This is a genomic window from Draconibacterium sp. IB214405, assembly GCF_033963885.1.
Taxonomy (GTDB): Bacteria; Bacteroidota; Bacteroidia; order Bacteroidales; family Prolixibacteraceae; genus Draconibacterium.
This window is the reverse complement of the sequence record NZ_JAXBMA010000005.1, coordinates 104,966-126,421: the sequence shown is the minus strand read 5'-3', so window position 1 is coordinate 126,421 and position 21,456 is coordinate 104,966. Positions and strand designations below refer to the sequence as shown.

The 21,456-nt window shown below is 42.8% G+C and carries 18 protein-coding genes and 1 riboswitch; of the genes, 7 read left to right on the top strand and 11 right to left on the bottom strand.

Translation table 11 applies throughout. The features are described 5' to 3' along the window. Window positions 1-53: 53 nt before the first annotated feature. The 9 genes from SLH46_RS18020 to SLH46_RS17980 form a co-directional block, all read right to left on the bottom strand. Window positions 54-2,315 carry an aconitate hydratase gene (locus SLH46_RS18020; protein ID WP_320282610.1) on the bottom strand — a complete coding sequence of 754 codons (2,262 nt, stop codon included), beginning with the start codon at window positions 2,313-2,315 and terminating at the stop codon, window positions 54-56. Window positions 2,316-2,910: 595 nt separating this feature from the next. Further along, window positions 2,911-3,666 (bottom strand): tetratricopeptide repeat protein, encoded by a 756-nt coding sequence (locus SLH46_RS18015; protein WP_320282609.1) that lies wholly within the window; start codon window positions 3,664-3,666, stop codon window positions 2,911-2,913. A 4-nt stretch (window positions 3,667-3,670) separates the two neighbouring features. After that, window positions 3,671-5,494 carry a BatD family protein gene (locus tag SLH46_RS18010; RefSeq protein ID WP_320282608.1) on the bottom strand — a complete coding sequence of 608 codons (1,824 nt, stop codon included), beginning with the start codon at window positions 5,492-5,494 and terminating at the stop codon, window positions 3,671-3,673. Window positions 5,495-5,615: 121 nt separating this feature from the next. Then, window positions 5,616-6,440 carry a tetratricopeptide repeat protein gene (locus SLH46_RS18005; protein ID WP_320282607.1) on the bottom strand — a complete coding sequence of 275 codons (825 nt, stop codon included), beginning with the start codon at window positions 6,438-6,440 and terminating at the stop codon, window positions 5,616-5,618. An 81-nt stretch (window positions 6,441-6,521) separates the two neighbouring features. Continuing rightward, window positions 6,522-7,553, bottom strand: coding sequence for a vWA domain-containing protein (locus SLH46_RS18000; protein ID WP_320282606.1), 1,032 nt, complete (start codon window positions 7,551-7,553; stop codon window positions 6,522-6,524). A gap of 11 nt (window positions 7,554-7,564) precedes the next feature. Continuing rightward, window positions 7,565-8,560 (bottom strand): vWA domain-containing protein, encoded by a 996-nt coding sequence (locus tag SLH46_RS17995; RefSeq protein WP_320282605.1) that lies wholly within the window; start codon window positions 8,558-8,560, stop codon window positions 7,565-7,567. Window positions 8,561-8,566: 6 nt separating this feature from the next. Continuing rightward, complete coding sequence (locus tag SLH46_RS17990; RefSeq protein ID WP_320282604.1) at window positions 8,567-9,673, bottom strand: hypothetical protein; 1,107 nt, start codon at window positions 9,671-9,673, stop codon at window positions 8,567-8,569. Window positions 9,674-9,679: 6 nt separating this feature from the next. After that, window positions 9,680-10,558: a DUF58 domain-containing protein gene (locus SLH46_RS17985; RefSeq protein WP_320282603.1), complete on the bottom strand. Its 879-nt coding sequence runs from the start codon at window positions 10,556-10,558 to the stop codon at window positions 9,680-9,682. A gap of 84 nt (window positions 10,559-10,642) precedes the next feature. Then, complete coding sequence (locus SLH46_RS17980; RefSeq protein WP_320282602.1) at window positions 10,643-11,638, bottom strand: AAA family ATPase; 996 nt, start codon at window positions 11,636-11,638, stop codon at window positions 10,643-10,645. A 488-nt stretch (window positions 11,639-12,126) separates the two neighbouring features. Here SLH46_RS17980 and SLH46_RS17975 point away from each other — a divergent pair, with 488 nt between their 5' ends. After that, window positions 12,127-12,507, top strand: a complete 381-nt coding sequence (locus SLH46_RS17975) for a hypothetical protein (protein ID WP_320282601.1) — start codon at window positions 12,127-12,129, stop codon at window positions 12,505-12,507. A 79-nt stretch (window positions 12,508-12,586) separates the two neighbouring features. On the opposite strand, the gene SLH46_RS17970 is transcribed toward SLH46_RS17975, so the two are convergent. After that, the gene (locus SLH46_RS17970) at window positions 12,587-13,027 is read right to left on the bottom strand and encodes an Hsp20/alpha crystallin family protein (protein ID WP_320282600.1); all 441 of its coding nucleotides are present in this window, start codon (window positions 13,025-13,027) and stop codon (window positions 12,587-12,589) included. A 606-nt stretch (window positions 13,028-13,633) separates the two neighbouring features. On the opposite strand from SLH46_RS17970, the gene truA reads away from it, so the two are divergent. Continuing rightward, the gene (truA, locus tag SLH46_RS17965; protein ID WP_320282599.1) at window positions 13,634-14,395 is read left to right on the top strand and encodes a tRNA pseudouridine(38-40) synthase TruA; all 762 of its coding nucleotides are present in this window, start codon (window positions 13,634-13,636) and stop codon (window positions 14,393-14,395) included. Here the strand turns inward: truA and SLH46_RS17960 are convergent. Next, entirely contained in the window at window positions 14,376-15,251 is an 876-nt protein-coding gene (locus SLH46_RS17960; protein WP_320282598.1) for an AraC family transcriptional regulator, read from the bottom strand. The two genes, truA and SLH46_RS17960, sit on opposite strands and share 20 nt — an antisense overlap. Before the next feature lie 349 nt (window positions 15,252-15,600). Between SLH46_RS17960 and SLH46_RS17955 the strand changes: the two genes are divergently transcribed. The 5 genes from SLH46_RS17955 to SLH46_RS17935 all read left to right on the top strand — a co-directional run bounded on the left by SLH46_RS17955 (window position 15,601) and on the right by SLH46_RS17935 (window position 21,454). Further along, a complete protein-coding gene (locus tag SLH46_RS17955; protein ID WP_320282597.1) occupies window positions 15,601-16,494 on the top strand; it encodes a dihydrodipicolinate synthase family protein in 894 nt (297 codons plus the stop codon). A 3-nt stretch (window positions 16,495-16,497) separates the two neighbouring features. Then, a complete protein-coding gene (locus SLH46_RS17950; protein ID WP_320282596.1) occupies window positions 16,498-17,979 on the top strand; it encodes an aldehyde dehydrogenase (NADP(+)) in 1,482 nt (493 codons plus the stop codon). A gap of 28 nt (window positions 17,980-18,007) precedes the next feature. Beyond that, window positions 18,008-19,024, top strand: a complete 1,017-nt coding sequence (locus tag SLH46_RS17945) for a 4-hydroxyproline epimerase (RefSeq protein WP_320282595.1) — start codon at window positions 18,008-18,010, stop codon at window positions 19,022-19,024. Window positions 19,025-19,030: 6 nt separating this feature from the next. Next, window positions 19,031-20,275, top strand: a complete 1,245-nt coding sequence (locus SLH46_RS17940) for an NAD(P)/FAD-dependent oxidoreductase (protein ID WP_320282594.1) — start codon at window positions 19,031-19,033, stop codon at window positions 20,273-20,275. Window positions 20,276-20,374: 99 nt separating this feature from the next. Then, a riboswitch (cobalamin riboswitch) is annotated at window positions 20,375-20,576 on the top strand. A gap of 71 nt (window positions 20,577-20,647) precedes the next feature. Continuing rightward, the gene (locus SLH46_RS17935; protein ID WP_320282593.1) at window positions 20,648-21,454 is read left to right on the top strand and encodes an ABC transporter substrate-binding protein; all 807 of its coding nucleotides are present in this window, start codon (window positions 20,648-20,650) and stop codon (window positions 21,452-21,454) included. Window positions 21,455-21,456: the final 2 nt, after the last annotated feature.

Genomic DNA, 21,456 nt, shown 5'->3' with positions numbered 1-21,456 from the left:
AGCGAGGATTTCAAATTTGTGAAACAACGCCGAATTTTTCAATTTAATGGTTATCACGCGTTTTGTTGTTTGATCAAATTCAGCGCCGAACCGGCTTTAAACCATTCAATCTGTTGCGCGTTGTAGGTGTGGTTCAATTTGATGGTATCGGAAGATCCATCGGCATGTACCACTTCAAGCGTAAGTTGTTTGCCCGGAGCAAAATCAACCAGGTCAACAAAGTTGAAGGAATCGTTTTCCTGGATCAGGTCGTAGTCGTTTTCATTATCAAAAGTTAATCCTAACATTCCCTGTTTTTTCAGGTTTGTTTCGTGGATACGTGCAAACGATTTTACGATTACGGCTTTTACACCCAAATGACGAGGCTCCATAGCAGCGTGCTCACGCGACGATCCTTCACCGTAGTTCTGGTCGCCAATTACCACCGTTGGAATTCCCTCGGCTTTATAATGGCGCTGAACGGCAGGAACTGCATCGTACTCGCCGGTAAGCTGGTTTTTCACTTTGTTGGTTTCTTCGTTAAACGCGTTAACGGCACCAATCAGCATGTTATTCGAAATATTATCGAGATGACCACGGAAACGTAACCACGGTCCGGCCATCGAGATGTGGTCGGTGGTACATTTTCCCTGTGCTTTGATCAATAATTTTGCGCCCGAAATATTTTTACCGTCCCAGGCTTCAAACGGATACAACAGTTGCAGACGTTTTGAGTCGTCGGCAACATTTACCACAACATTTGAACCGTCGGCTGCCGGCGCCTGGAATCCAGGATCTTCTACAGCAAAACCTTTGGTTGGAAGTTCTTCACCTGTTGGCAGGTCGAGTTTTACTTCTTCTCCGTTATTGTTGGTTAATGTATCTGTTGCCGGATTAAAATCAAGACGTCCTGCAATTGCCAGTGCTGTTACCAGCTCGGGCGATGTTACAAAAGCGTGGGTATTTGGGTTACCGTCGGCACGTTTCGAGAAGTTACGGTTGAACGAGTGTACAATCGTATTTTTTTCTCCCTTTTCGGCACCGGGGCGTGACCACTGACCGATACAAGGCCCGCAGGCATTGGCAAAAACTTTACCTCCAATTTTCTCGAATGTATCTATAAAACCATCTCTTTCGATGGTGTAACGTACCTGCTCCGATCCCGGCGTAATGGTAAATTCTGCCTGGGTAACCAATCCTTTTTCTTCGGCTTGTTTGGCAATCGAAGCAGCACGCGAAATATCTTCGTATGATGAGTTGGTACAACTACCGATCAAACCTACTGAAACTTCCATTGGCCATCCGTTGGCTGTGGCTTCTTCTTTCATTTGCGAAATAGGAGTTGCACGGTCGGGAGTAAAAGGCCCGTTTACATGTGGCTCTAATTCCGAAAGATTTATTTCGATCAATTCGTCGTAATATTTTTCAGGATTTGCATATACTTCTGCATCGGCATCGAGGTACTCTTTTACGTCGTTCGCTGCATCAGCAACTTCTGCACGGCCTGTAGCGCGTAAATAACGCTCCATACTTTCGTCGTATGCAAAAATACTTGTGGTAGCACCCACTTCTGCACCCATGTTACAGATGGTTCCTTTACCCGTTGCTGAAAGCGATTTGGCACCTTCTCCAAAGTATTCGATAATAGCACCGGTTCCACCTTTTACGGTCAGTATTCCGGCCACTTTCAGAATAACATCCTTTGGAGCGGCCCAGCCACTCAATTTTCCGGTAAGCTTAACACCGATCATTTTTGGCATCTTTAGCTCCCAGGCCATTCCTGCCATCACATCAACGGCATCGGCACCACCAACTCCAATGGCAACCATTCCCAGACCACCCGCGTTAACAGTGTGCGAGTCGGTTCCGATCATCATTCCACCCGGGAAGGCATAATTTTCCAGAACAACCTGGTGAATAATACCGGCTCCCGGTTTCCAAAAACCTATTCCGTATTTATTCGAAACGGATTCCAGAAAGTCGTAAACTTCAGCGTTTGCACTTTTTGCCACGCCCAAATCGGTTTTTCCTTCAACCTGCGCCTGAATCAGGTGATCGCAATGTACAGTTGACGGAACCGCCGTTTGTTTTTTTCCGGAGTTAATAAATTGGAGTAAAGCCATCTGCGCAGTGGCGTCCTGCATGGCTACACGATCGGGTGCAAAATCAACATAATCGATTCCACGTCCGAAAGCAGCTAATTCCTGCGCTGCAAACAGGTGAGAATAAAGAATTTTTTCTGCGTACGTCATCGGCTTATTCAGAAGCCCTTTGGCTTTTTTTACCTTCTCAGGAAGTTCTGAATACACTTTTTTTACTAGGTCTAAATCAAACATAAGAAATTTAGTTTTTTTTAATATTGTCGGCGTATTAATTCGTTTTTACTAACAATAAACGTTGTAAAAAGTTGACTGAAAGGCGATAGAATTTTACTATCGTTCTTTAGTTAAATTTAATATAATTAAGGTACGAAATAATTGCTATTCCAGTCAAGTGAAAAAATATCGGGTAGGATGGGAAGAAAGTCGAGCTCATTCCAAGAGCTGCTTATGGAAATGTAATATTTTATTCATAAGGTCTTAAGGTTGTTGATAGTTTCTATAAATTAACCTTTTTCTTATGAAAAACATTGTAACATTAGTCACATAGTGGAGGTGGATATTGACCATTTTCGAGGTGTTTTACAGCGTGTTTTTAATAATCTAGAATGCCGTAAAACATACGAAATTTTATTTCTTGAGATGAAATGGAACCTTTGGTTGATTAGGGATTCTGGCTAAACGAAAATGTGTTCTTCCGGATGCCGGCGGCATCACATATTTATAGAAAATTCCATGGTGTTTCAATATGCGACTCCTGCCGGAGTCGAACCTTCTTCAAATAACATGGTTTCTATAAATATTCAAATCCGCTGGATTTGATTTTGTTGTTTTAGATTCTAACAATACAAGAATCAGGCAGCCATCCCTTATTACCGTCGGCCAGTTTAATTTCTGTCCATTTGTCGAGCTGATCGGTAATTTCCAGCTTTAATCCTTCGTAAATCAGGAACAAGTCGGTACCGCTTTCGCTTGGCGAACTTTTTACAGTGACACGCGGGCAAAAAACGATGGCAGTTTTCCGGTTATTGATCTTCGCTTTTTGTTGTGCTGCATGCGAGACTGCAAAAACGGACAAAAGCACCGAGAATATTCCAATCCAAAACGAGAGGCGTTTTAAAGCAACCGATTTGCTAAATAAGAATGCACCAAGAAGCAGCAAAAACAGCACAAAAGTTACAATGCTAATGTAAGCCCAGGTATCGGTTGGGTATTTATTGATCACCGAATCTTTCCAACGCAGGAAAAAAGGCTTTGGTAATTCTTCAATTTGTGTAACCACATACTGGTTGGCCACCTGCAGGTTAAATGCAATGTCTTCATCGTGCGGAGCCAGCACTTTGGCACGCTCGAAGTTTAAAATGGCGTTATTGATATCGCCGGTTTTAAAATAGGCATTACCCAGGTTGAAATATACTTTTGCCGACTCTTCACCTGTGGCTAAAATTTGCTCGTAAGTAGAAACGGCCTGCTGGTATTCTTCGGTGGTGTAATAAGCGTTCGCTTTCTCCCAAAGTTGCTCATTTGTTTCCTGTGCGAAACCAAAAAACGGAGCTATAAGTAGTATGAATATTATAATCTTTCTCATCGTTCTAGCGTTTAATTTGTTTTTCAAAACGGCTCATTGTGGTCTCAGCCTTCTTATACAAATCATGACGTGCTTCTGATCCTCCGGCCGGAGCGTAACGTGCAAATTCGCACTGGTCAACAACTTCTTCAAAGTCTTTAATCACTTCTTCGGCAACATTTCTGTCCTGCAGTTTTGCCAATGCTGTTTCGCGGTTAAGGTCGGCAACCGGAATTCCAAGTTTGTCGCTCAGGTAACCCCAGAATGCTTTTAAAATCGCTTCGTGGAAGGCTTCGTTGTTGTTTTGTTTCATATAACCGGCAGCCGCTTTCAAACGTTTTACGGCAATGCGGTTGGCTTTTTTATTTCGAACAAGTGCAATGTTGGCATTTTCGCGGGCCTTTTTACGATATACAAAATACAACACCACAAACAGCACTGCCGTAATCAGGTAGATCAGATAAAAGATGGTGCTTCCATAAAAGGTATGTCCTTTTACCTGCAACATTGGTTTCCCCGATTTGATAAAACGGATATCCTGTCCGATCAGCTGTAAGTCTTCTTTGCGTCGTGAACTTATTACAGTAGTTGATTGCTCTTCTGTTCCTTTCTCAACATGCAGTGTGTAGGCCTCTGTTGATTTAGTTACATACTTTCCTGTTGAAGGATTGAAGTAAGCAAACTTGATCGGCGGAATTTCATAATCGCCCTCAAAACGCGGCTGGAACAGGTACTCGATGGTCTTCGTTCCTGAAACACCATTGTCGTTGGCATTTACATTATCGGTAGCGCGTGGGTCGTACACTTCAAAATCGCTTGGCAGCTCCAACTCCGGAGATCGTACCAGGCGGATATTTCCGTTACCGGTGATTTTCATGGTAAGCGTAACTGCGTCGTTGGTGGTTACATTGGTACTGCTAATGTCTGACGACACATTAAAGTTACCCACACCGCCCATAAAATTGGCCGGTTCGGTAGGCAGGTTTTTAACATTCACCGAAACCGCATCGCTGGTAACGCGTGCTTTTACAGTGCGGTAATTGTCGAAAAAGTCATCGAAGAAACTACGCGCTTTTACCCGCTGGCGAATCAACAGCGCCATGCTAAAAGGATCGATTGTCAATCGTCCGTTTTGTTGTGGGAAAAGGATGGTTTTTTTCAGTACTCCAACCTGGTAAATTTTATCGTTGTACACCTCCCGGGTGAAATTAATCTGTTGCGGAATATCAATGTCCTGAGTGTAAAAGCCTTCGTAAGTCGGCAGGTTTACTTCGTCGAAACCATGGATCGGCACATTCGGGTTGACATACAATTTTACGGTGGCAATTATTTGCTCGCCCCGGTAAACATTTCGTTTGCTTAAATCAACGCGTACAAAAAGGTTGTCTTTGTCAAGGTCCACATTTTGCGCTGTGCCTTGATCTTGCTGCGTTGCGCCTCCCTGCGACTGACTTGATTGAGCCTGTGCCTTCACCACCTGGATAGCCAAGGAATTGGATTCGAAAACCTTGCCGTTTACTTCTATCGATCCCGGGCGGATTTCGAAAGTTCCCTCTGCTTTGGCGCGCAAAATATAGGTGTAGGAAAACGTTACTTCCGAAGTTGTTTTCCCGTTAATGGTTTGGATGCTTGTTGACTGTCCGGTACTTGGCCCCATCAGAATCTGGAAATTGTCGCTTAATCCCGGAGGAAGCTGCAGGTTTGTTCCCCTGTCGTTAAGTTGGAAGCTCAGTCTGAATTGTTGTCCCATTTCAACGGCGCTTGGTGCCGACATGGTAAAACGTGTTTGTTCGGCCCGGGCTGCAATCACCGTGCAAAAAAGAAAAATATATATTACGAGTTTCTTCATCATTGTATCAAAGCCTACAAAATTATTGTTTTTGTTTAATTGCTTCTTTTTGTATCCGATTAATCCCAAATAATTAATCTTTCATCATTAATCCTTTATCCTTAATCGTTCATCTTTCCAACTACCATTCTTTCTCCGATCGCGTACGTTTGGCTTTGGCAGCTTTCGCTTTTTTTACCTTGTTCTGAATGTCGCGCTCGTCATTTTGTAAAGCCTGCAACAGTTGCTCAGCATCCTGTTTCGATATTTTATTTTGCTGAGGTTGTTGTTTCTGCTGCTGATCTTTATTTTGGTCTTTGTTCTGATCCTGATTTTGCTGATTCTGATCTTTATTCTGGTCTTGCTGATCCTTGTTCTGCTCTTTGTTTTGATCCTGCTTGTCCTTATTCTGATCGTTTTTGTCCTGGTTTTGATCTTTGTTCTGGTCCTTATTTTGGTCTTTATCCTGATCCTTGTTCTGATCTTTATTTTGTTTATCTTGCTGCTCTTTTTTCTTTTTCAGCATTTGGGCATAGGCCAGGTTGTATTTTGTCTCCAAATCGTCGGGATTTTCACGCAGTGCCTTTTTGTACGATTCGATACTTTCATCCAGCTTTTCCTGCATCAGCTGTGTATTTCCCAGGTTGTGATTAACACGGGCACGCTCAACAGGTTCTTCCATTTTCTCCGCTAGTTCTGTGAATTTCCCTTCGGCATCCTCGAATTTTTGCTGTTTATACAAAGCATCTGCCAGGTTGTAATTCCACTTCAAATCTTCAGGACGTTTTTCCAGCGCCTTGCGATACTCTGTTTCTGCATTAATGTATTTTACGGTGTCAACCTTCATGGTGTCTCGCACGGCTTCCATAAACAACTTGTTACCGTTGCGTACAAATTTCCGTTCGTTTTGCCCGAAAACAATTCCGGAAACCGTTAGCAGAAATAGTATGAAATATATTCGTCTCATCTTAAAATCGTTTCAGGTTGCAAGTTACACGTTGCAGGTTCTTCTCAATCTTTTAACCTGCATCCAGTAACCTGTAACGTGTTATCCAAATAACTTAATTCGCTTCAAATACTTGTTTTTGCGTTCAAGAATTACAAACTCCAGCAAGAGCAAAAACAATCCCACAGCAAAGAAATACTGGAACTGGTCGTCGTACTCTGAATACGAACGTGTTTCCAATTCCTGTTTTTCCATTTTATTTATTTCATCAAAAAGGGCATTTAATCCCACTTGTGCATTATTGGCGCGTACATAAATTCCACCTCCGGTAGCAGCAATCTGCTCCAGCATTTGTTCATTTAACTTGGTTACTACCACGTTTCCGTCGCGGTCTTTCAAATAATCCGTTTGCCCGTTGCGTAACACCGGAATTGGCGATCCTGACGGTAATCCCATTCCGATGGTATGTACAATTGCTCCTTCGTCCAAGGCTGCCTGTGCTGATGCCAGTGCATCGTCTTCATGGTTTTCTCCATCGGTGATGATAATGATCGCTTTATTGGCCTCACCGTTTGGCGTAAACGATTTTCGTGCCAAATCAATGGCCGCTCCAATCGCCGTTCCCTGTTTCGGAACGATTTGCGTATTCACCGAATTCAAAAACAGTTTAGCTGAATTGTAATCGGTGGTAATTGGTAGCTGCGTATAGGCATCGCCGGCAAAAACGATCAGTCCGATCTTGTCGTCTTTTAAACGATCAACCAGGCGTGAAATTGCTCTTTTTGCCCGTTCCAAACGGTTGGGCTGAATATCTTCGGCCATCATACTGTTCGACACGTCCAACGCGATCATCAGCTCAACACCTTCGCGTTTTTCGGTTTTTAATTTCGAACCGAACTGCGGGCGGGCGATACCAACAATAAAGAATGCCAGCGCCAACATCAGGATGAAAAACTTAATAACAGGGCGATTGCCTGAGCTGTAAGGCATCAGTTGCCCAAGGATTTCCTGCTGACCAAACTTTTTTAATGCACGGCGGCGCGAAATGCGCGACCACACAAAAAACACTGCCAACAGCGGAATTATTAGCAATCCCCATAAATATTCAATATTTCCAAATCTAAACATTTCCATACTCAATCAACTTATGGGATACTTCTAAAAATGGTTAAACGCAGGAATAAACTCACAATCAAAAACAGTGCACCAAGCAAGGCAAAAGGCATAAACTCTTCCGACTTGCGGCTGAATTCGCGCACTTCAATTTTCGATTTTTCCAATGCGTCAATTTCTTTATAAATCTCTTCGAGCTTAGTATTACTGGTTGCTCTGAAATATTGTCCGTCGGTAATCGATGATATTTCCTGCAAGGTCTCTTCGTCAATTTTTACCGGCATGTCACGCAACTGAACGCCAAACTGTGTTTGCACAGGGTAGGGCGCCGTTCCGATGCTTCCCACACCAACTGTGTAAACACGAATGCCAAATGTTTTGGCAATTTCTGCAGCTGTTACTGGAGCAACTTCACCGCGGTTGTTTTCTCCGTCGGTAAGCAGAATTACCACGCGGCTGATGGCTTCGCTGTCTTTCAGGCGGGCAACCGATGTTGCCAGTCCGTTTCCGATTGCAGTTCCATCTTCTATCATGCCACTTTCAATGTCTTTAAACAGGTTGAGCAACACGGCGCGGTCGGTCGTTAGCGGACATTGCGTAAATGCCTCGCCGGCAAAAACCACAAGTCCCATGCGGTCGTATTCACGTCCCGAAATGAACTCCATTGCCACATTTTTTGCAGCCTCCAAGCGGTCGGGTTGAAAATCCTGAGCCAGCATCGAGCTTGAAATATCGAGCGCAATAACTATGTCGATACCTTCTGTTTCGCTGGTCTCCCAGTTTTTCGACGATTGCGGACGAGCCAATACAACCACAAAAAAACTGATCGCAATTAACAGGCAAACAAACACCAAATGGCGCAAATAATGTCGGATCGTTTTTGGAGCTCTTATTACCGAAGCTGTGGATGAAACCTGGATGCTTGCGGTATTTTTTTTCTGCCTGAACACATACCACGCCACCATGGGAATGAGTACCCATAAAATGTGGAACAGCTCGGGGTTTTTAAATATTAATCCTTCAAACATCTCTTTCTATTTTATCACAACTTCTTCAACATTTTCATCATCTTCGGCTTTGTTTTCAGCCTTTTTCTGTTCCTCTTTCTTTGTGTCGTTAACAAAGAAGTAGGCATTTACCAGCGACAGATTATCGTCGTCGGGCAGCGGCTGATATTTGGCAAATTTTACCAGGTCGGCCATTTGCAGCAATTGGGTAAGATTGGTAAAGTTTTTATCGCTAACCAATCCTTTTTGCGAACGGAAACTTTCAATGGTTTCGTCGGTGGTTTGCTCCATTGCCCGAATAGCAAAACGATCTTCAATGTATTCGCGCAATGCGTCGGTAAGTTCGCTGTAATATTGTTTTGTTTTGCCTTTCTGCCACACTTTTTCCGTTTTAATACGATCCAGTTCGCGTAAGGCAATAATGTGCGCCGGTTCTTTTGGCTTCTCCGGACGCGCAAATATCGGCTTGTTGTTTTTCTTCCGTTTGATCGAATACAACAGGAAGAAAATGATAGCACCGATAAGAATCACTCCCAAGATGTAAGGCGTAACTTCTTTTAGCGTTAGCGGAGCGCCATATGGCATTTTAATATCTGTCGGACCCTTTGTAGTGTCAATCTGCATGGTATAAACATTCAGTGTTACACCGTTGCTCGGAATAGAATCGATCGTTCCGTCGACGTTGATTTGAAACCAATAGGGCGGAATACGGTAACTTCCGCTGTCGAAACTGGTAATGGTGTAGGCCTGAATTTGTTTCATTAGCGTTTCATCGTCCAGCTCAAAAGTGTCGACAGCCGAACGGCTGATCACTTCAATCAGACTGTTTATTGTATCCGGAACCGCCGGAAACTGTACGTCTACATCTTTCGGATGATCTATTTCCAGGAAAAGTTTTACCTGGTCGCCAATCAGAATATTTGCAGAATCGAGGCTGGCAGTGGCTTTTATTTGCTGTGCCTGCGTTGTTCCTGCAAACAAAAACAGGGTAATAAACAACAGCATAACTCCGGTGTTAATCACCCTTCGACTCCCGATGCTACGATCGGGACGAATTCGCTCAGGATGACAGTCACAGTGAGCGGAGTCGAACTGTGCTTTGTTACTCTTTAAAATATCTCTTTTCAATTGCATGCTTCTCTATTTTAATGCCCGTTTTTTAAACAGTGACATTAACGATTTTACATAGTCTTCGTTGGTGTTTATCGATACATAATCAACACCGCTTTTTTTGAACATCACATCCAGCCTTCCCATGTGTTTTATCCACCAGTCGGCATAAAGTTTCCGCGTTTTCCGCGAGCTGCTGTCAACCCAAACGTAGTTGCCTTTTTCAGCATCTTTTAACTTTATCATTCCAATGGATGGCAGTTCCGTTTCGCGCTCGTCGTAAATGTTCAGCGCGACCATATCGTGCTTGTTGTTGGCGATTGAAAGTGCCATATCCAGATCTTTATTATCGTCCATAAAGTCGGAAATAATAAAAGCCGTACAGCGTTTTTTAATGGCGTTGGTCATGTAACGAACAGCCTCGGTAATGTCGGTGCCGTTACTTTCCGGGTGAAAGTCGATCAACTCGCGAATGATGCGTAAAATGTGGCTCTTCCCTTTTTTCGGCGGAATAAATTTCTCAATCTTATCCGAAAAGAAGATCACCCCGATTTTGTCGTTGTTTTGAATCGCCGAAAACGAAAGCACAGCAGACAGTTCTGTTATTACATTTTTCTTCAGCTTTTCAAACGATCCAAAATCGCGCGAGCCACTTACATCAATCAGCAACATCACGGTGAGTTCGCGTTCCTCTTCAAATACTTTCACGTAGGGATGGCTGTAGCGGGCGGTAACGTTCCAGTCGATGTTACGAATGTCGTCGCCAAACTGGTACTCGCGCACTTCGGAGAAGGCCATACCGCGCCCTTTAAAAGCACTATGGTACTCGCCGGCAAAAATATTGCGCGACAAACCACGTGTTTTAATCTCAATCTTCCGTACTTTCTTTAATAAATCAGTTGTCTCCATGAAATTTGTTTCATGTTCCACGTTTCATGTTGCAGGTTCAGGTTGATTCAAACTTGAAACTCGCAACCTGTAACTTGTAACCGTTTAAGGTACTTCTACCTGGTTCAATATGTCGGTAATAATTTCTTCCTGTGTAATGTTGTTGGCCTCTGCCTCGTAGCTTAATCCAATACGGTGACGCAACACATCAGGACAAACGGCACGCACATCTTCAGGAATTACATAACCGCGGCGCTTGATAAAAGCAAAAGCTTTTGCTGCCTGCGCCAAACTGATTCCTGCCCTTGGCGATGCTCCGTAAGCGATCATATCGGCATATTTCTCCAGCTTATATTCTTTAGGCTCGCGTGTTGCAAAAACAATGTCAACTATGTATTTCTGAATTTTTTCGTCCATGTACACATCTTTCACCACGTTACGGGCTTTAATAATGTCTTCGGGTTTCAGAATTGTTGTTGTTTCAGGAAACTGTGCCAACAAGTTTTGATTGATGATCTGGCGCTCTTCCTCTTTTTTCGGGTAGTTGATAACCACTTTCAGCATAAAACGGTCGACCTGCGCTTCAGGCAATGGGTAAGTACCTTCCTGCTCAATCGGGTTTTGTGTTGCCATTACAAGGAAAGGCTCGTCTAATTTGAACGTTTCGTCGCCAATAGTGATCTGGCGTTCCTGCATGGCTTCAAGCAAAGCAGACTGTACTTTTGCCGGTGCACGGTTGATCTCATCCGCCAAAACGAAGTTGGCGAAGATCGGTCCTTTTTTAATGCTGAACTCTTCTTTCTTCTGACTGTAGATCATCGTTCCCAAAACGTCAGCAGGCAGCAGGTCGGGCGTAAACTGAATACGTGAAAACTTAGCGCTGATTGTTTGCGACAAGGATTTAATGGCGAGTGTTTTTGCCAATCCCGGAACACCTTCCAGCAAAATATGGCCGTTTGAAAGCAGGCCGATCAGCAAACTTTCAACCAGGTGTTTTTGTCCAACAATCACCTTGTTCATTTCCATGGAGATCATGTCCACAAATGAACTCTCTCTCTGAATTCTCTCGTTTAATTCTTTAATGTCAATTGCTTGATTCATTTGTATGCTTATTTCTTATAATTTTTATCAATAAATGTTTTTTCGATTTCACTGGTTTTATCGGCCGGAAGACGGAAGACTGAAGACGGCAAGGTTTTCAGTGTCCGCATATTTTAATTTCAGGGACGAAATCAAAATACCCGCCTGCCTGTGACAAGCGATTTCTAAAAAACTAATCGTCTAATTTTTCGAAAGCACGAAATTAAACGATTGCAAATATAAAAAGCCTTTAATTGTGTTAAAAAATTTTAAGTTGTTAAATAACTGGTAAAAGCTGCATTCTATTGACTCATTTTTTGCCCGCGAATTAAGGAAATACCTAGTTTCGCGTAGTATTCGGCAGTTTGGACGCTGGCCGGGAAAAATACATTTTCAAAAAAAAGTAGATTTATTATTAACCAGAACTGTTGAAGAGAGAGTGCTATGCTTTTGTATTGTGTTCTTTTTGAGTGGATATGTGGAGTAGGCAAGAGTCACTTATAGGGACTATGGAAGTTTCAAAGGTAAAGTATGAATACAAAGATCGGATTGTATTCAAACAGTATTTTGGGGTGATCAGTGTTATGGATATTGCTGAAACGTGGTTGACAGCAATTAAACAAAATTTGCTGCCCGGTAATTCTATTGGATTTATCCTTGATTACCGGAATGCACGTTTTGATATAGAACCGGGAGGGCATATAGAAATTCCGAAATTTTACCAGCAACATCCGGATATATTTTATGGAAAAAGAGTTGCCGTGCTTACGGTACGCCCCGAGGATGTGGTTTATCCGTTGTTAGTTCAGGTTTACGACAAAGGTTATGAGTCGATGCCTTTTTCAACTGTTGAGGCTGCAATCCGGTGGGTAAAAGATTCCGTTTTTTAATCCGCTTTTATTTTTGCAAAGTGGACATAAAAAACGCCACCCCGCAAAAGCTGAGTGGCGCATTTCAAAAAACAAGTTCTTAAGCAATTTTAATCTGTCTTTCGGGTTGTGGTTTCACCTCGTCGCGTTTAGGCAGTATGATGTGTAAAATTCCGTTGTTATACTTCGCCGAAATTTTTTCGCCAACAACCGCATTTTCGGCTACCGTAAACGAACGCTGGAACGACTGATAACTAAACTCACGACGTGTGTACTTATCTTTTTTCTCCTCGTTTTCGCTTTTCTTTTCCGAAGAAATGGTAAGTACATTGTTTTTAAAGTTCACGTTAAAATCATTTTTGTCCATTCCCGGAGCCGCTACCTCAATTACAAAGTCATCATCAGTTTCTTTTACATTGATTGCCGGTAACGAGGTATTTGTACTCGAAAAATTGTTGTAATCCCAATCCATCAAATCATTGTTGAAAAACCTGTCAAAGACTGATGGAAAATACGATTCGTTTCTTCTAGCTAATTTCATGGTTATTTCCTCCTTTAACTTTAATGGTTAAACAATTCATTGAACGTTCTCGGAGTATAAAAATCAAATGCTATTCCAAGCCCTTTTTTTCTGAGATTATTTCATGGTTATATGTCTGTATGTCAGTGGTGTGAGTATTGATTTTTGAATGGTATTGATAGTCAGTAAATTGTTTGGTGTCAAAATTTCAGACTGATTCATTTATGGTTAAGCAACATCTTTATTGTTCTTGTTTTTAATGAATTAAAGCTTTAATTTTAATAAAAAATAAAAGCTAACCGTCCCATTTTAAGGGCCACCAAATAATATCAAGCGTGAATAAGTTTTAACTCCGGTAAAATGTAAAATACCAATAGTATTATTGGTAGGATGTTGGTTAAAACTTCAGCGTAAAAACAAAACGAAATTGCAGTATCAATTCAGGGTTAAGGATTGGAAAAGTAATTGAATCCTTTCAAGAACTTTTTGGCTTCGTTCTGAAGTCGCGTGTTTGGGGTTAACTGGGGCCGCCTCTCTTTTCAGGGAGGCGGCTATTTTTTACGATGAATTGCAAATCTGTGTCCTTTCAACTTTTTCTGTAATTTTACGCCCTGATAAACGAGAACAATGCCACAACGCTATTTTTTACAGTTAAGTTACAAGGGAATCCATTACCACGGTTGGCAAATTCAGCCCAACGCAGTTTCCGTTCAGGAGGTGATGGAAGACGCATTGTCAAAAATCTTGCGTGAGAAAATAGCCGTGGTTGGTGCCGGACGAACGGATACCGGTGTACACGCTTCGTTTTTTATCTTGCATTTTGATTCAGATAATGGTATTCCTGAAAACCTGGATATCATTTATAAGCTCAACAGCTTTTTACCATCCGACATCGCCGTGCAAAAAGTATGGCCGGTTGATGAGGAGGCACACGCCCGATTTAGTGCAACCTCGCGCACGTATCATTATTTTATCTCCACCGAAAAAGATCCGTTTGCCACTGAAACGAGTCATAAATATTTGAAGCCACTTGATGTGGATAAAATGAACCAGGCAGCACAAAAGCTTTTTAACTACACTGATTTTACCAGTTTTAGTCGACTACACACCGATGTGAAAACCAACAACTGCAAAATTATGCAGGCAGAATGGACGCAGCAAGGTGAGCGGTTGCAATTTACAATTAAAGCCGACCGGTTTTTGCGCAACATGGTGCGCGCCATTGTTGGAACGTTACTGGAAGTAGGACAGGGAAAACTGAGTATCGAACAATTCTGCGCTATTATTGAAAAGCAGGATCGTGGCGCAGCAGGAGCATCAGCACCGGCGCAAGGTTTGTTTTTGGTCGATATTGAATACCCCGAATCGATTACACAGGGCCGCTATTAAACTTTTTGCGGTATTGTAAAGGTGATACGCCGTTAATTCGCTTAAACTGACGGTTAAAATACGAGATGCTGTTGTAGCCGCATTCAATGGCAATATTCCCAAAACTTTCGTTGCTTCCGGCTATTAATTTTCCCGCATATTCAATCCGCATATCATTCAGAAATTCTGAATAAGCTTTACCTGTTCGTTGTTTAAAATAACGGCAAAACGAATTAGGAGTCATGTTTGCAACATCTGCCAATTGCCCCAGAGTTACTTCATTTCGGAAGTTTTTTGACAGAAAGTTAAAGATTATATTTATACGTTCGTTGTCCGATTCGCGGGTTGGCGTGCGGTAGCTCACCGACGAAAGTGTGCGCAAATCTTTAGAGTTTGCAAATGTGTTGAGAATACTCAATAGCAATTGAAAGCGTTTGAAACCATCTGCATCGGGGCATTGTTTTATCCACTCACTCAGCGTTTTTTTATCCGGCCCGTTGATTTTAATTCCCATCGAAGCCTTGTCGAGCAAGTGTTTAATGTGCACCATCTCAGGGATTTCGAAAAACTGGTTTCCAAACGTTTCGTCTTTAAAAAACAGTGAAATACTTAATACTTCCAGGTTGCTGTCGGGGTGATAGTAAGTTTCGTCGCATTTGGTTACGTGCGGCACATTTTTGCCGATAAAAAAAACATCGCCCGGCTGAAAACGTTCCACATGATTTCCTATAAAACTGGTGCCTTCACCTTTTACTATGTAAGTTATCTGGTGCTCCGGGTGATAATGGATAGTATCATAAAACCGCGCTCCATCATCAATTTGGAGCCGGAAAGAGTTTCCTCCTGTCTTTGGAATTACAAAACGTACTGCTTTCATTTTTTATCGATCAATGTATATTTCTTATTACAACATCATTACTAATTCTGTTTTGACAGATTGCACTTTCAAAAAATGATTTTTAGGATTTTACCCCGTCCCTGAAGGGAGAACTCCCAAAAATCAATCTGGTTCCCTTTAGGGTGCAGGGTAGAACAGATTGATTCTATCAATCATCCATGAATCTGTCAAATTAGAATTTCAAAATTGTTCTCAATTACCATGATAATTTACCATAAAACCTTAAAAGGGTAAAATAGTTCAAAAAATGGATAAAATAGGAAAATTAAAGATGCTTAACTCCGATAATTTTGCAGTTGTAAATAGTCATTAAATAAAATAAAGAAATATGAGACCAACATGGACAGGGGTTTATCCCGCAGTAACAACAAAATTTAAGGAAAACGGAGAACTGGATATTCCAGCATTTATCAAGAACATTGAATTCCAGATTGAATCAGGAGTTTCAGGAATTATTATCGGAGGTTCGCTGGGCGAATCAAGCACGTTAAGCAACGAAGAGAAAGTTGAGTTAGTAAAATCACTTCAGCCTTATCGCGAACAGGTGCCGGTAATTATGAACATAGCCGAGTCGAGCACAGTAAATGCGGTTGAGGCTGCAAAACAAGCAGAAGCAAATGGTGCCGATGGTTTGATGTTGCTTCCACCGCTTTTATACAAAGCCGATGCCGACGAAACAGTGGAGTATTTCAAGACTGTGGCCGAAGCAACTTCGTTACCAATTTTGTTGTACAACAACCCGGTTGATTACAAAATTGAGATTACAGTTCCGATGTTCGAGAAACTGAAAGATGTGAAGAATATTGAGGCTGTAAAAGAATCTACCCGCGACCTTACAAACATTACACGATTAAAGAATGCATTAGGCGATCGTTTTAAAATTCTTGGCGGTGTTGATACACTTTGTTTAGAGTCGTTGTTGTTGGGTGGCGACGGTTTGGTAGCCGGTTTGGTTTGTGCTTTCCCAAAAGAAACAGTGGTATTGTACGAGTTGGCCAAAGCCGGAAAAATAGATGAAGCACTGGAATTGTATCGTTGGTTTATGCCGCTTTTCGAAATGGACATCCACGCGAAACTGGTTCAGTACATCAAACTTTGTGAGGTGTACACCGGTATCGGAACTGAATATGTACGCGCTCCACGTAAAATGATCACCGGAGCAGAACGCGAATCGATCATTGCTACCATTGAAACTGCATTGGCAAACCGTCCAAAATATTAGAGTATGGCCGAATTGAAAGACCAAATTAATGAGATAATGTTGAAGGCTGCTGAAGCCTTCAACGTGTATAAGAAAGTTTCTGCTGAAAAGCGTGCTGCTTTTTTGCGTACGATCGGTGAGGAGATCATGAATATTGGCGACGAATTGGTGGAAACCGTTATGGCTGAATCCAATTTGCCGGAAGCCCGTGTTCGCGGAGAGCGGGGTCGTACAGTTGGTCAGCTGAATAAGTTTGCCGACCTGATAGACGAAGGATCGTGGTGCGAAGCTACAATTGATGTTGGTGATCCGGGGCGCGAGCCACTGCCAAAACCTGATATCAGAAAGAAATTGGTACCGCTCGGGCCAGTTGTTGTTTTTGGCGCGGGAAATTTCCCGTTGGCATTTTCAGTTGCCGGTGGTGATACCGCTTCAGCGTTGGCAGGAGGAAACCCGGTGGTTGTAAAGGGGCACCCTGCGCATCCAAAAACCGGAGCATTGGTGGCAGCTGCTATTGAGGAGGCTGTTGAAAAATGCGAATTGCCTGCCGGAACTTTTGGTTTTATTGATGATGCAAGTTACGAATCAGGTCAGTTGCTGGTGAAACATTCTGTTACAAAAGCTGTCGGATTTACCGGCTCGTATCAAGGCGGAATGGCACTGGTAAAACTGGCTGCAGAACGCGAAGAGCCAATTCCTGTTTTTGCCGAAATGGGAAGTATCAATCCTGTTGTTGTAATGGAGGAAGCACTGGCTAACGACCATGCAACAATAGCCTCAAAACTGGTTGCTTCCGTAAATGTTGGAGCCGGTCAGTTTTGTACCAATCCCGGATTGTTGATCACAACAAAAACAGATGGCTACGAAGCATTTGTGGAAGAACTGGCAAAAGAGGTTGCAGCAACCAAAGGTTCGCAAATGTTCAGCACTTCGGTACTTCGAAATTACGAACTGAACAAGGATAAAATGTTCTCGCACTCGGAAGTGAAATTGCTTGGAACAGGAATCGGTGAAGAAGAAACGGGAAATGTTCCTCCTGCTCTTGCAACGGTTTCGGGAGCTGATTTCATAAAAAATCCGCATTTGCACGAAGAGGTTTTTGGCCCCTTTAGTTTACTGGTGGTTTGCGAAAACAAGGCAGAACTCCTTGATGTGGTGAACGGCTTAAAAGGACAGTTAACGGCTACTGTTCACGCAAAAGAAAGTGAGTTGCCCGATAACCAGGAAATTGTGGATGCCTTGCTTGAAAAATGTGGACGACTGTTATTGAACGGAGTGCCAACTGGTGTTGAGGTTTGTGCGGCTATGCAGCACGGCGGACCTTTCCCTGCAGCAAGCGATTCGCGCTTTACTTCGGTTGGTGTGAGTGCTATTAAACGTTTTGTACGTCCGGTGGCTTTCCAGGATTTCCCTGACAGTTTATTACCTGCCGAATTGCAGAACAGCAACCCGCTAAATATTTGGAGAGTAGTTAACGACACGTGGACTAACGCCGCGGTTAAATAGTATAGTTATGATTTTATAGAATCTGACAATGACAAGAAGATCATTTTTTTGTATCGATGGACATACCTGCGGCAATCCGGTGCGGGTAGTGGCCGGTGGTGTTCCCCGCTTAAAGGGGAAAAGTATTTTTGAGAAACGCGAGCATTTCCTCGAGGAATACGATTGGATTCGCACAGGTTTAATGTTCGAACCCCGTGGCCATGAGCAAATGTCGGGGAGTTTTATTTTTCCTCCGGAAAATCCGCACAACGATGCCGGAATTCTTTTCATCGAGACAAGTGGTTGTTTGCCCATGTGCGGGCACGGAACCATTGGCACAGTTACCATTGCCGTTGAAGAAGGGTTGATCGTGCCGCATACACCGGGAACCGTTCGTTTGGAAACGCCGGCCGGTTTGGTAATTGCGTATTACAAACAGAATGAAAAAGGCAAAGTAACGTCGGTGAAAATCATCAACGTTCCGTCGTTTTTATATGCACGAGGTCTTACGGTTGAAAGTCCGCATTTGGGCGATTTAACTGTTGATGTGGCTTACGGTGGAAACTTTTATGCCATTGTTGATGAGCAGCCAAATTTCTCAGGATTGCACAATTTTACTGCCGACGAGTTGATCACTTTCAGCGGTGCAGTTAGAAAAGGCCTGAATGAAAAATACAGTTTTGTACATCCGCAGAACGAGAAGATATGTGGATTGAGCCATGTACTTTGGACCGGAAATACCAAAAGCGAAGAAGCTGACGCACGTAACGCTGTTTTTTATGGCGAAAAAGCGATTGATCGTTGCCCGTGTGGTACCGGAACTTCAGCGCGGATGGCGCAGTGGTTCTCGAACGGGAAATTGCAGTTGGGCTCAACTTTCTTACACGAAAGTGTAATTGGTAGCCAGTTTATCGGTACCGTGGAACAGCAGCAAAAAGTTGGCGATTTCGATGCCATTGTTCCGGGAATTGAAGGCTGGGCAAAAGTTACCGGTTACAATCATATTATTATCGATGATGAGGACGATCCTTATGCCCACGGATTTAGGGTGGTAGGAAAACTATAGCGAAAGATGAGCAAGAAAATTATTGTTATTGGAGCGGGAGTGATAGGTTTGCATTGTGCCTATTATTTGAATGAGGCCGGTTTCGAGGTGGAAGTGATCGAAGCCGGCAGCGAAAACAATGAAGAAGGTTGTTCGTACGGAAACTGCGGGCTGTTGGTTCCCAGTCATTTTGTGCCATTGGCGTCGCCCGAAATGTTGCGCTCCGGTCTGAAAATGATGCTCGACCGAACCAGCCCTGTTTATCTTCCACCGGGTAAAAATATTTCCTCGCTCCCGTGGTTTTTGAAATTTATGAAAGCTGCGAACAAAAAAGCAGTTTCCCGCGCTATCCCTACTTTGTATAAACTAAATGACGAAAGTCGCAAGTTGTATGAAGAGTTAAGTGCTCAAAACAAGAACCAAAGTGGCTTCACGAACAAAGGACTGCTAATGGCTGCAACAACTGAAAAAGGATTGGAAGAGGAAGTTGCTTTGGCCAAAATTGCAAATGACCTTGGAATTGAAACGCAGTTGCTTAATCAACAACAGCTGAAAACCATTGAACCGGAAATTGATTTGCAGGTTGCCGGAGCAGTGCTGTACAAAAGCGATGGAAATGTATCGCCGGAAGGGCACCTACGTTGGCTGAAAAGTTACTTAAAAACTAGTGGCGTTGTTTTTCGGTATGATACCTCTGTTAATCGTTTTCAAGTTGAAAATGGTAAAATCAAAGCAGTGGACACCAGTTTTGGGAAACTGAATGCAGATGAGTTTGTGTTGGCAACAGGATCTTATTCGGCAAAACTGGCCGCTTCTGTTGGTGTTAAAGTTCCGGTTATTTCCGGTAAGGGTTACAGTTTCGACTTGCAAAAAGACAGTCTGAAATTACAAACGCCACTGATTTTAACAGAAGCCAAAGTGGCGCTAACGCCTTTTGAAAATACTGTGCGTTTGGGTAGCGGAATGGAGTTCAACGGAACCATCGGAGATATTTCATACAACCGTGTTCAGGCGATTATCAACCGTACACAAAAGGCTTTGCCAAGTATGGAAAAACTGGATGCCAAAAAACTGGACATCTGGGAAGGATTAAGGCCGGTTACTCCAACCGGAGTTCCAATTATTGGCCGAACAAACAAGTACATTAACTTGCTTGTAGCAGCCGGTCATGCTATGATGGGCGTTAGTCTTGGCCCGATAACAGGAAAAATAATCAGCCAGTTGGTAGCGGGCGAAAAAACCGGTTTCGACATGGAACTGATGAAAGTTTAATACTTCACTTGTTTAATGTTAACCTCCAAAATATCGCTATTCTTTTCCTCAAAGACAGAAAACAAATCAGAAAACTTTCCGGCAGAAAAGATTCTGCTTATATTTGTCCGCGAGTTTGGTTCGATGGTTTATAGCACTATAAACACGATGAAAAGGGAATCCGGTGTAAATCCGGAACTGTACCCGCAGCTGTAAATCCTGAAACTGATCATTACTCACGCCACTGTCGGTTCAGCCAATGACGGGAAGGCAATGATCAAAGGGGATGAGTCAGAAGACCTGCCAACAATATGGATGAACGAACTTCGGGAACAAAGTTTCGGGAATCAATCTATTGATTTCTGCACCTGATTTCCTGTTAATATAAAAAGGATGAAGTATAAATTTGTCTTACTATTGCTGCTTGCCGGTTTTTCGGTGTTTGCACAGGACGTTAAGCGCGTAATTTCGCTGGCACCGTCGATTACCGAAAATATTTATCTGGTTGGCGGAAAAGATAAACTGGTTGGCTGTACGAGTTACTGCATTCAGGCTGTTAACGATGGTGTAGTAGAAATTGGCTCGACCATCGATGTAAACGTAGAGAAAGTATTTGCACTGCAGCCTGATTTGGTTCTGACAATGAAGTTGACGAAAGATCAGGATGTTGCCGCGCTGAAAAAATTGGGAATTCGTGTTGAGGTGTTGGAAACGCCGGTTTCGTTCGACGAAATTTGTGAGCAAACACAGCAGATAGCAGCGCTTATAGGTTGCGAGGATCAATCGACAGAAGTTGTTGCCAAAACCCGAAAAACGGTGGCCGAAATTAAGGAGAAAGCGAAGCGACTACCTTCATCAAAAATATTTTTTCAGATTGGAGCTAATCCCATTTTTTCGGTGTTGGATCACACGTATATGAACGATTTTATACTATTGTGTAACGCGACAAACATTGCCGAGGGATTAACACAAGGAACATTAACACGCGAAAGTGTTTTGCTTAAAAATCCTGATGTGATTATTATTGCAGAAATGGGAGGTTTTGGCAATGAAGAACAACGAGTGTGGAACACCTACGAGGGAATGAAGGCCGTTAAAAACAATAAGGTTTTTTTGATCTCTTCCGAGACATCGTGTAGCCCGACTCCTGCAAATTTTGCCAGCGCATTAAATGATGTTTACCGCTTTATTAGCGAGTAATT

Coding starts and splice junctions, on each gene's coding strand:
- SLH46_RS17975 (WP_320282601.1), top strand. CDS start 12,127: ATGGAAGTTTCAAAGGTAAAGTATGAATACAAAGATCGGATTGTATTC.
- truA (WP_320282599.1), top strand. CDS start 13,634: ATGCCACAACGCTATTTTTTACAGTTAAGTTACAAGGGAATCCATTAC.
- SLH46_RS18010 (WP_320282608.1), bottom strand. CDS start 5,494: ATGAAGAAACTCGTAATATATATTTTTCTTTTTTGCACGGTGATTGCA.
- SLH46_RS17935 (WP_320282593.1), top strand. CDS start 20,648: ATGAAGTATAAATTTGTCTTACTATTGCTGCTTGCCGGTTTTTCGGTG.
- SLH46_RS17995 (WP_320282605.1), bottom strand. CDS start 8,560: ATGTTTGAAGGATTAATATTTAAAAACCCCGAGCTGTTCCACATTTTA.
- SLH46_RS17970 (WP_320282600.1), bottom strand. CDS start 13,027: ATGAAATTAGCTAGAAGAAACGAATCGTATTTTCCATCAGTCTTTGAC.
- SLH46_RS18020 (WP_320282610.1), bottom strand. CDS start 2,315: ATGTTTGATTTAGACCTAGTAAAAAAAGTGTATTCAGAACTTCCTGAG.
- SLH46_RS17955 (WP_320282597.1), top strand. CDS start 15,601: ATGAGACCAACATGGACAGGGGTTTATCCCGCAGTAACAACAAAATTT.
- SLH46_RS18015 (WP_320282609.1), bottom strand. CDS start 3,666: ATGAGAAAGATTATAATATTCATACTACTTATAGCTCCGTTTTTTGGT.
- SLH46_RS17950 (WP_320282596.1), top strand. CDS start 16,498: ATGGCCGAATTGAAAGACCAAATTAATGAGATAATGTTGAAGGCTGCT.
- SLH46_RS17940 (WP_320282594.1), top strand. CDS start 19,031: ATGAGCAAGAAAATTATTGTTATTGGAGCGGGAGTGATAGGTTTGCAT.
- SLH46_RS17985 (WP_320282603.1), bottom strand. CDS start 10,558: ATGGAGACAACTGATTTATTAAAGAAAGTACGGAAGATTGAGATTAAA.
- SLH46_RS17960 (WP_320282598.1), bottom strand. CDS start 15,251: ATGAAAGCAGTACGTTTTGTAATTCCAAAGACAGGAGGAAACTCTTTC.
- SLH46_RS17980 (WP_320282602.1), bottom strand. CDS start 11,638: ATGAATCAAGCAATTGACATTAAAGAATTAAACGAGAGAATTCAGAGA.
- SLH46_RS18000 (WP_320282606.1), bottom strand. CDS start 7,553: ATGGAAATGTTTAGATTTGGAAATATTGAATATTTATGGGGATTGCTA.
- SLH46_RS17990 (WP_320282604.1), bottom strand. CDS start 9,673: ATGCAATTGAAAAGAGATATTTTAAAGAGTAACAAAGCACAGTTCGAC.
- SLH46_RS17945 (WP_320282595.1), top strand. CDS start 18,008: ATGACAAGAAGATCATTTTTTTGTATCGATGGACATACCTGCGGCAAT.
- SLH46_RS18005 (WP_320282607.1), bottom strand. CDS start 6,440: ATGAGACGAATATATTTCATACTATTTCTGCTAACGGTTTCCGGAATT.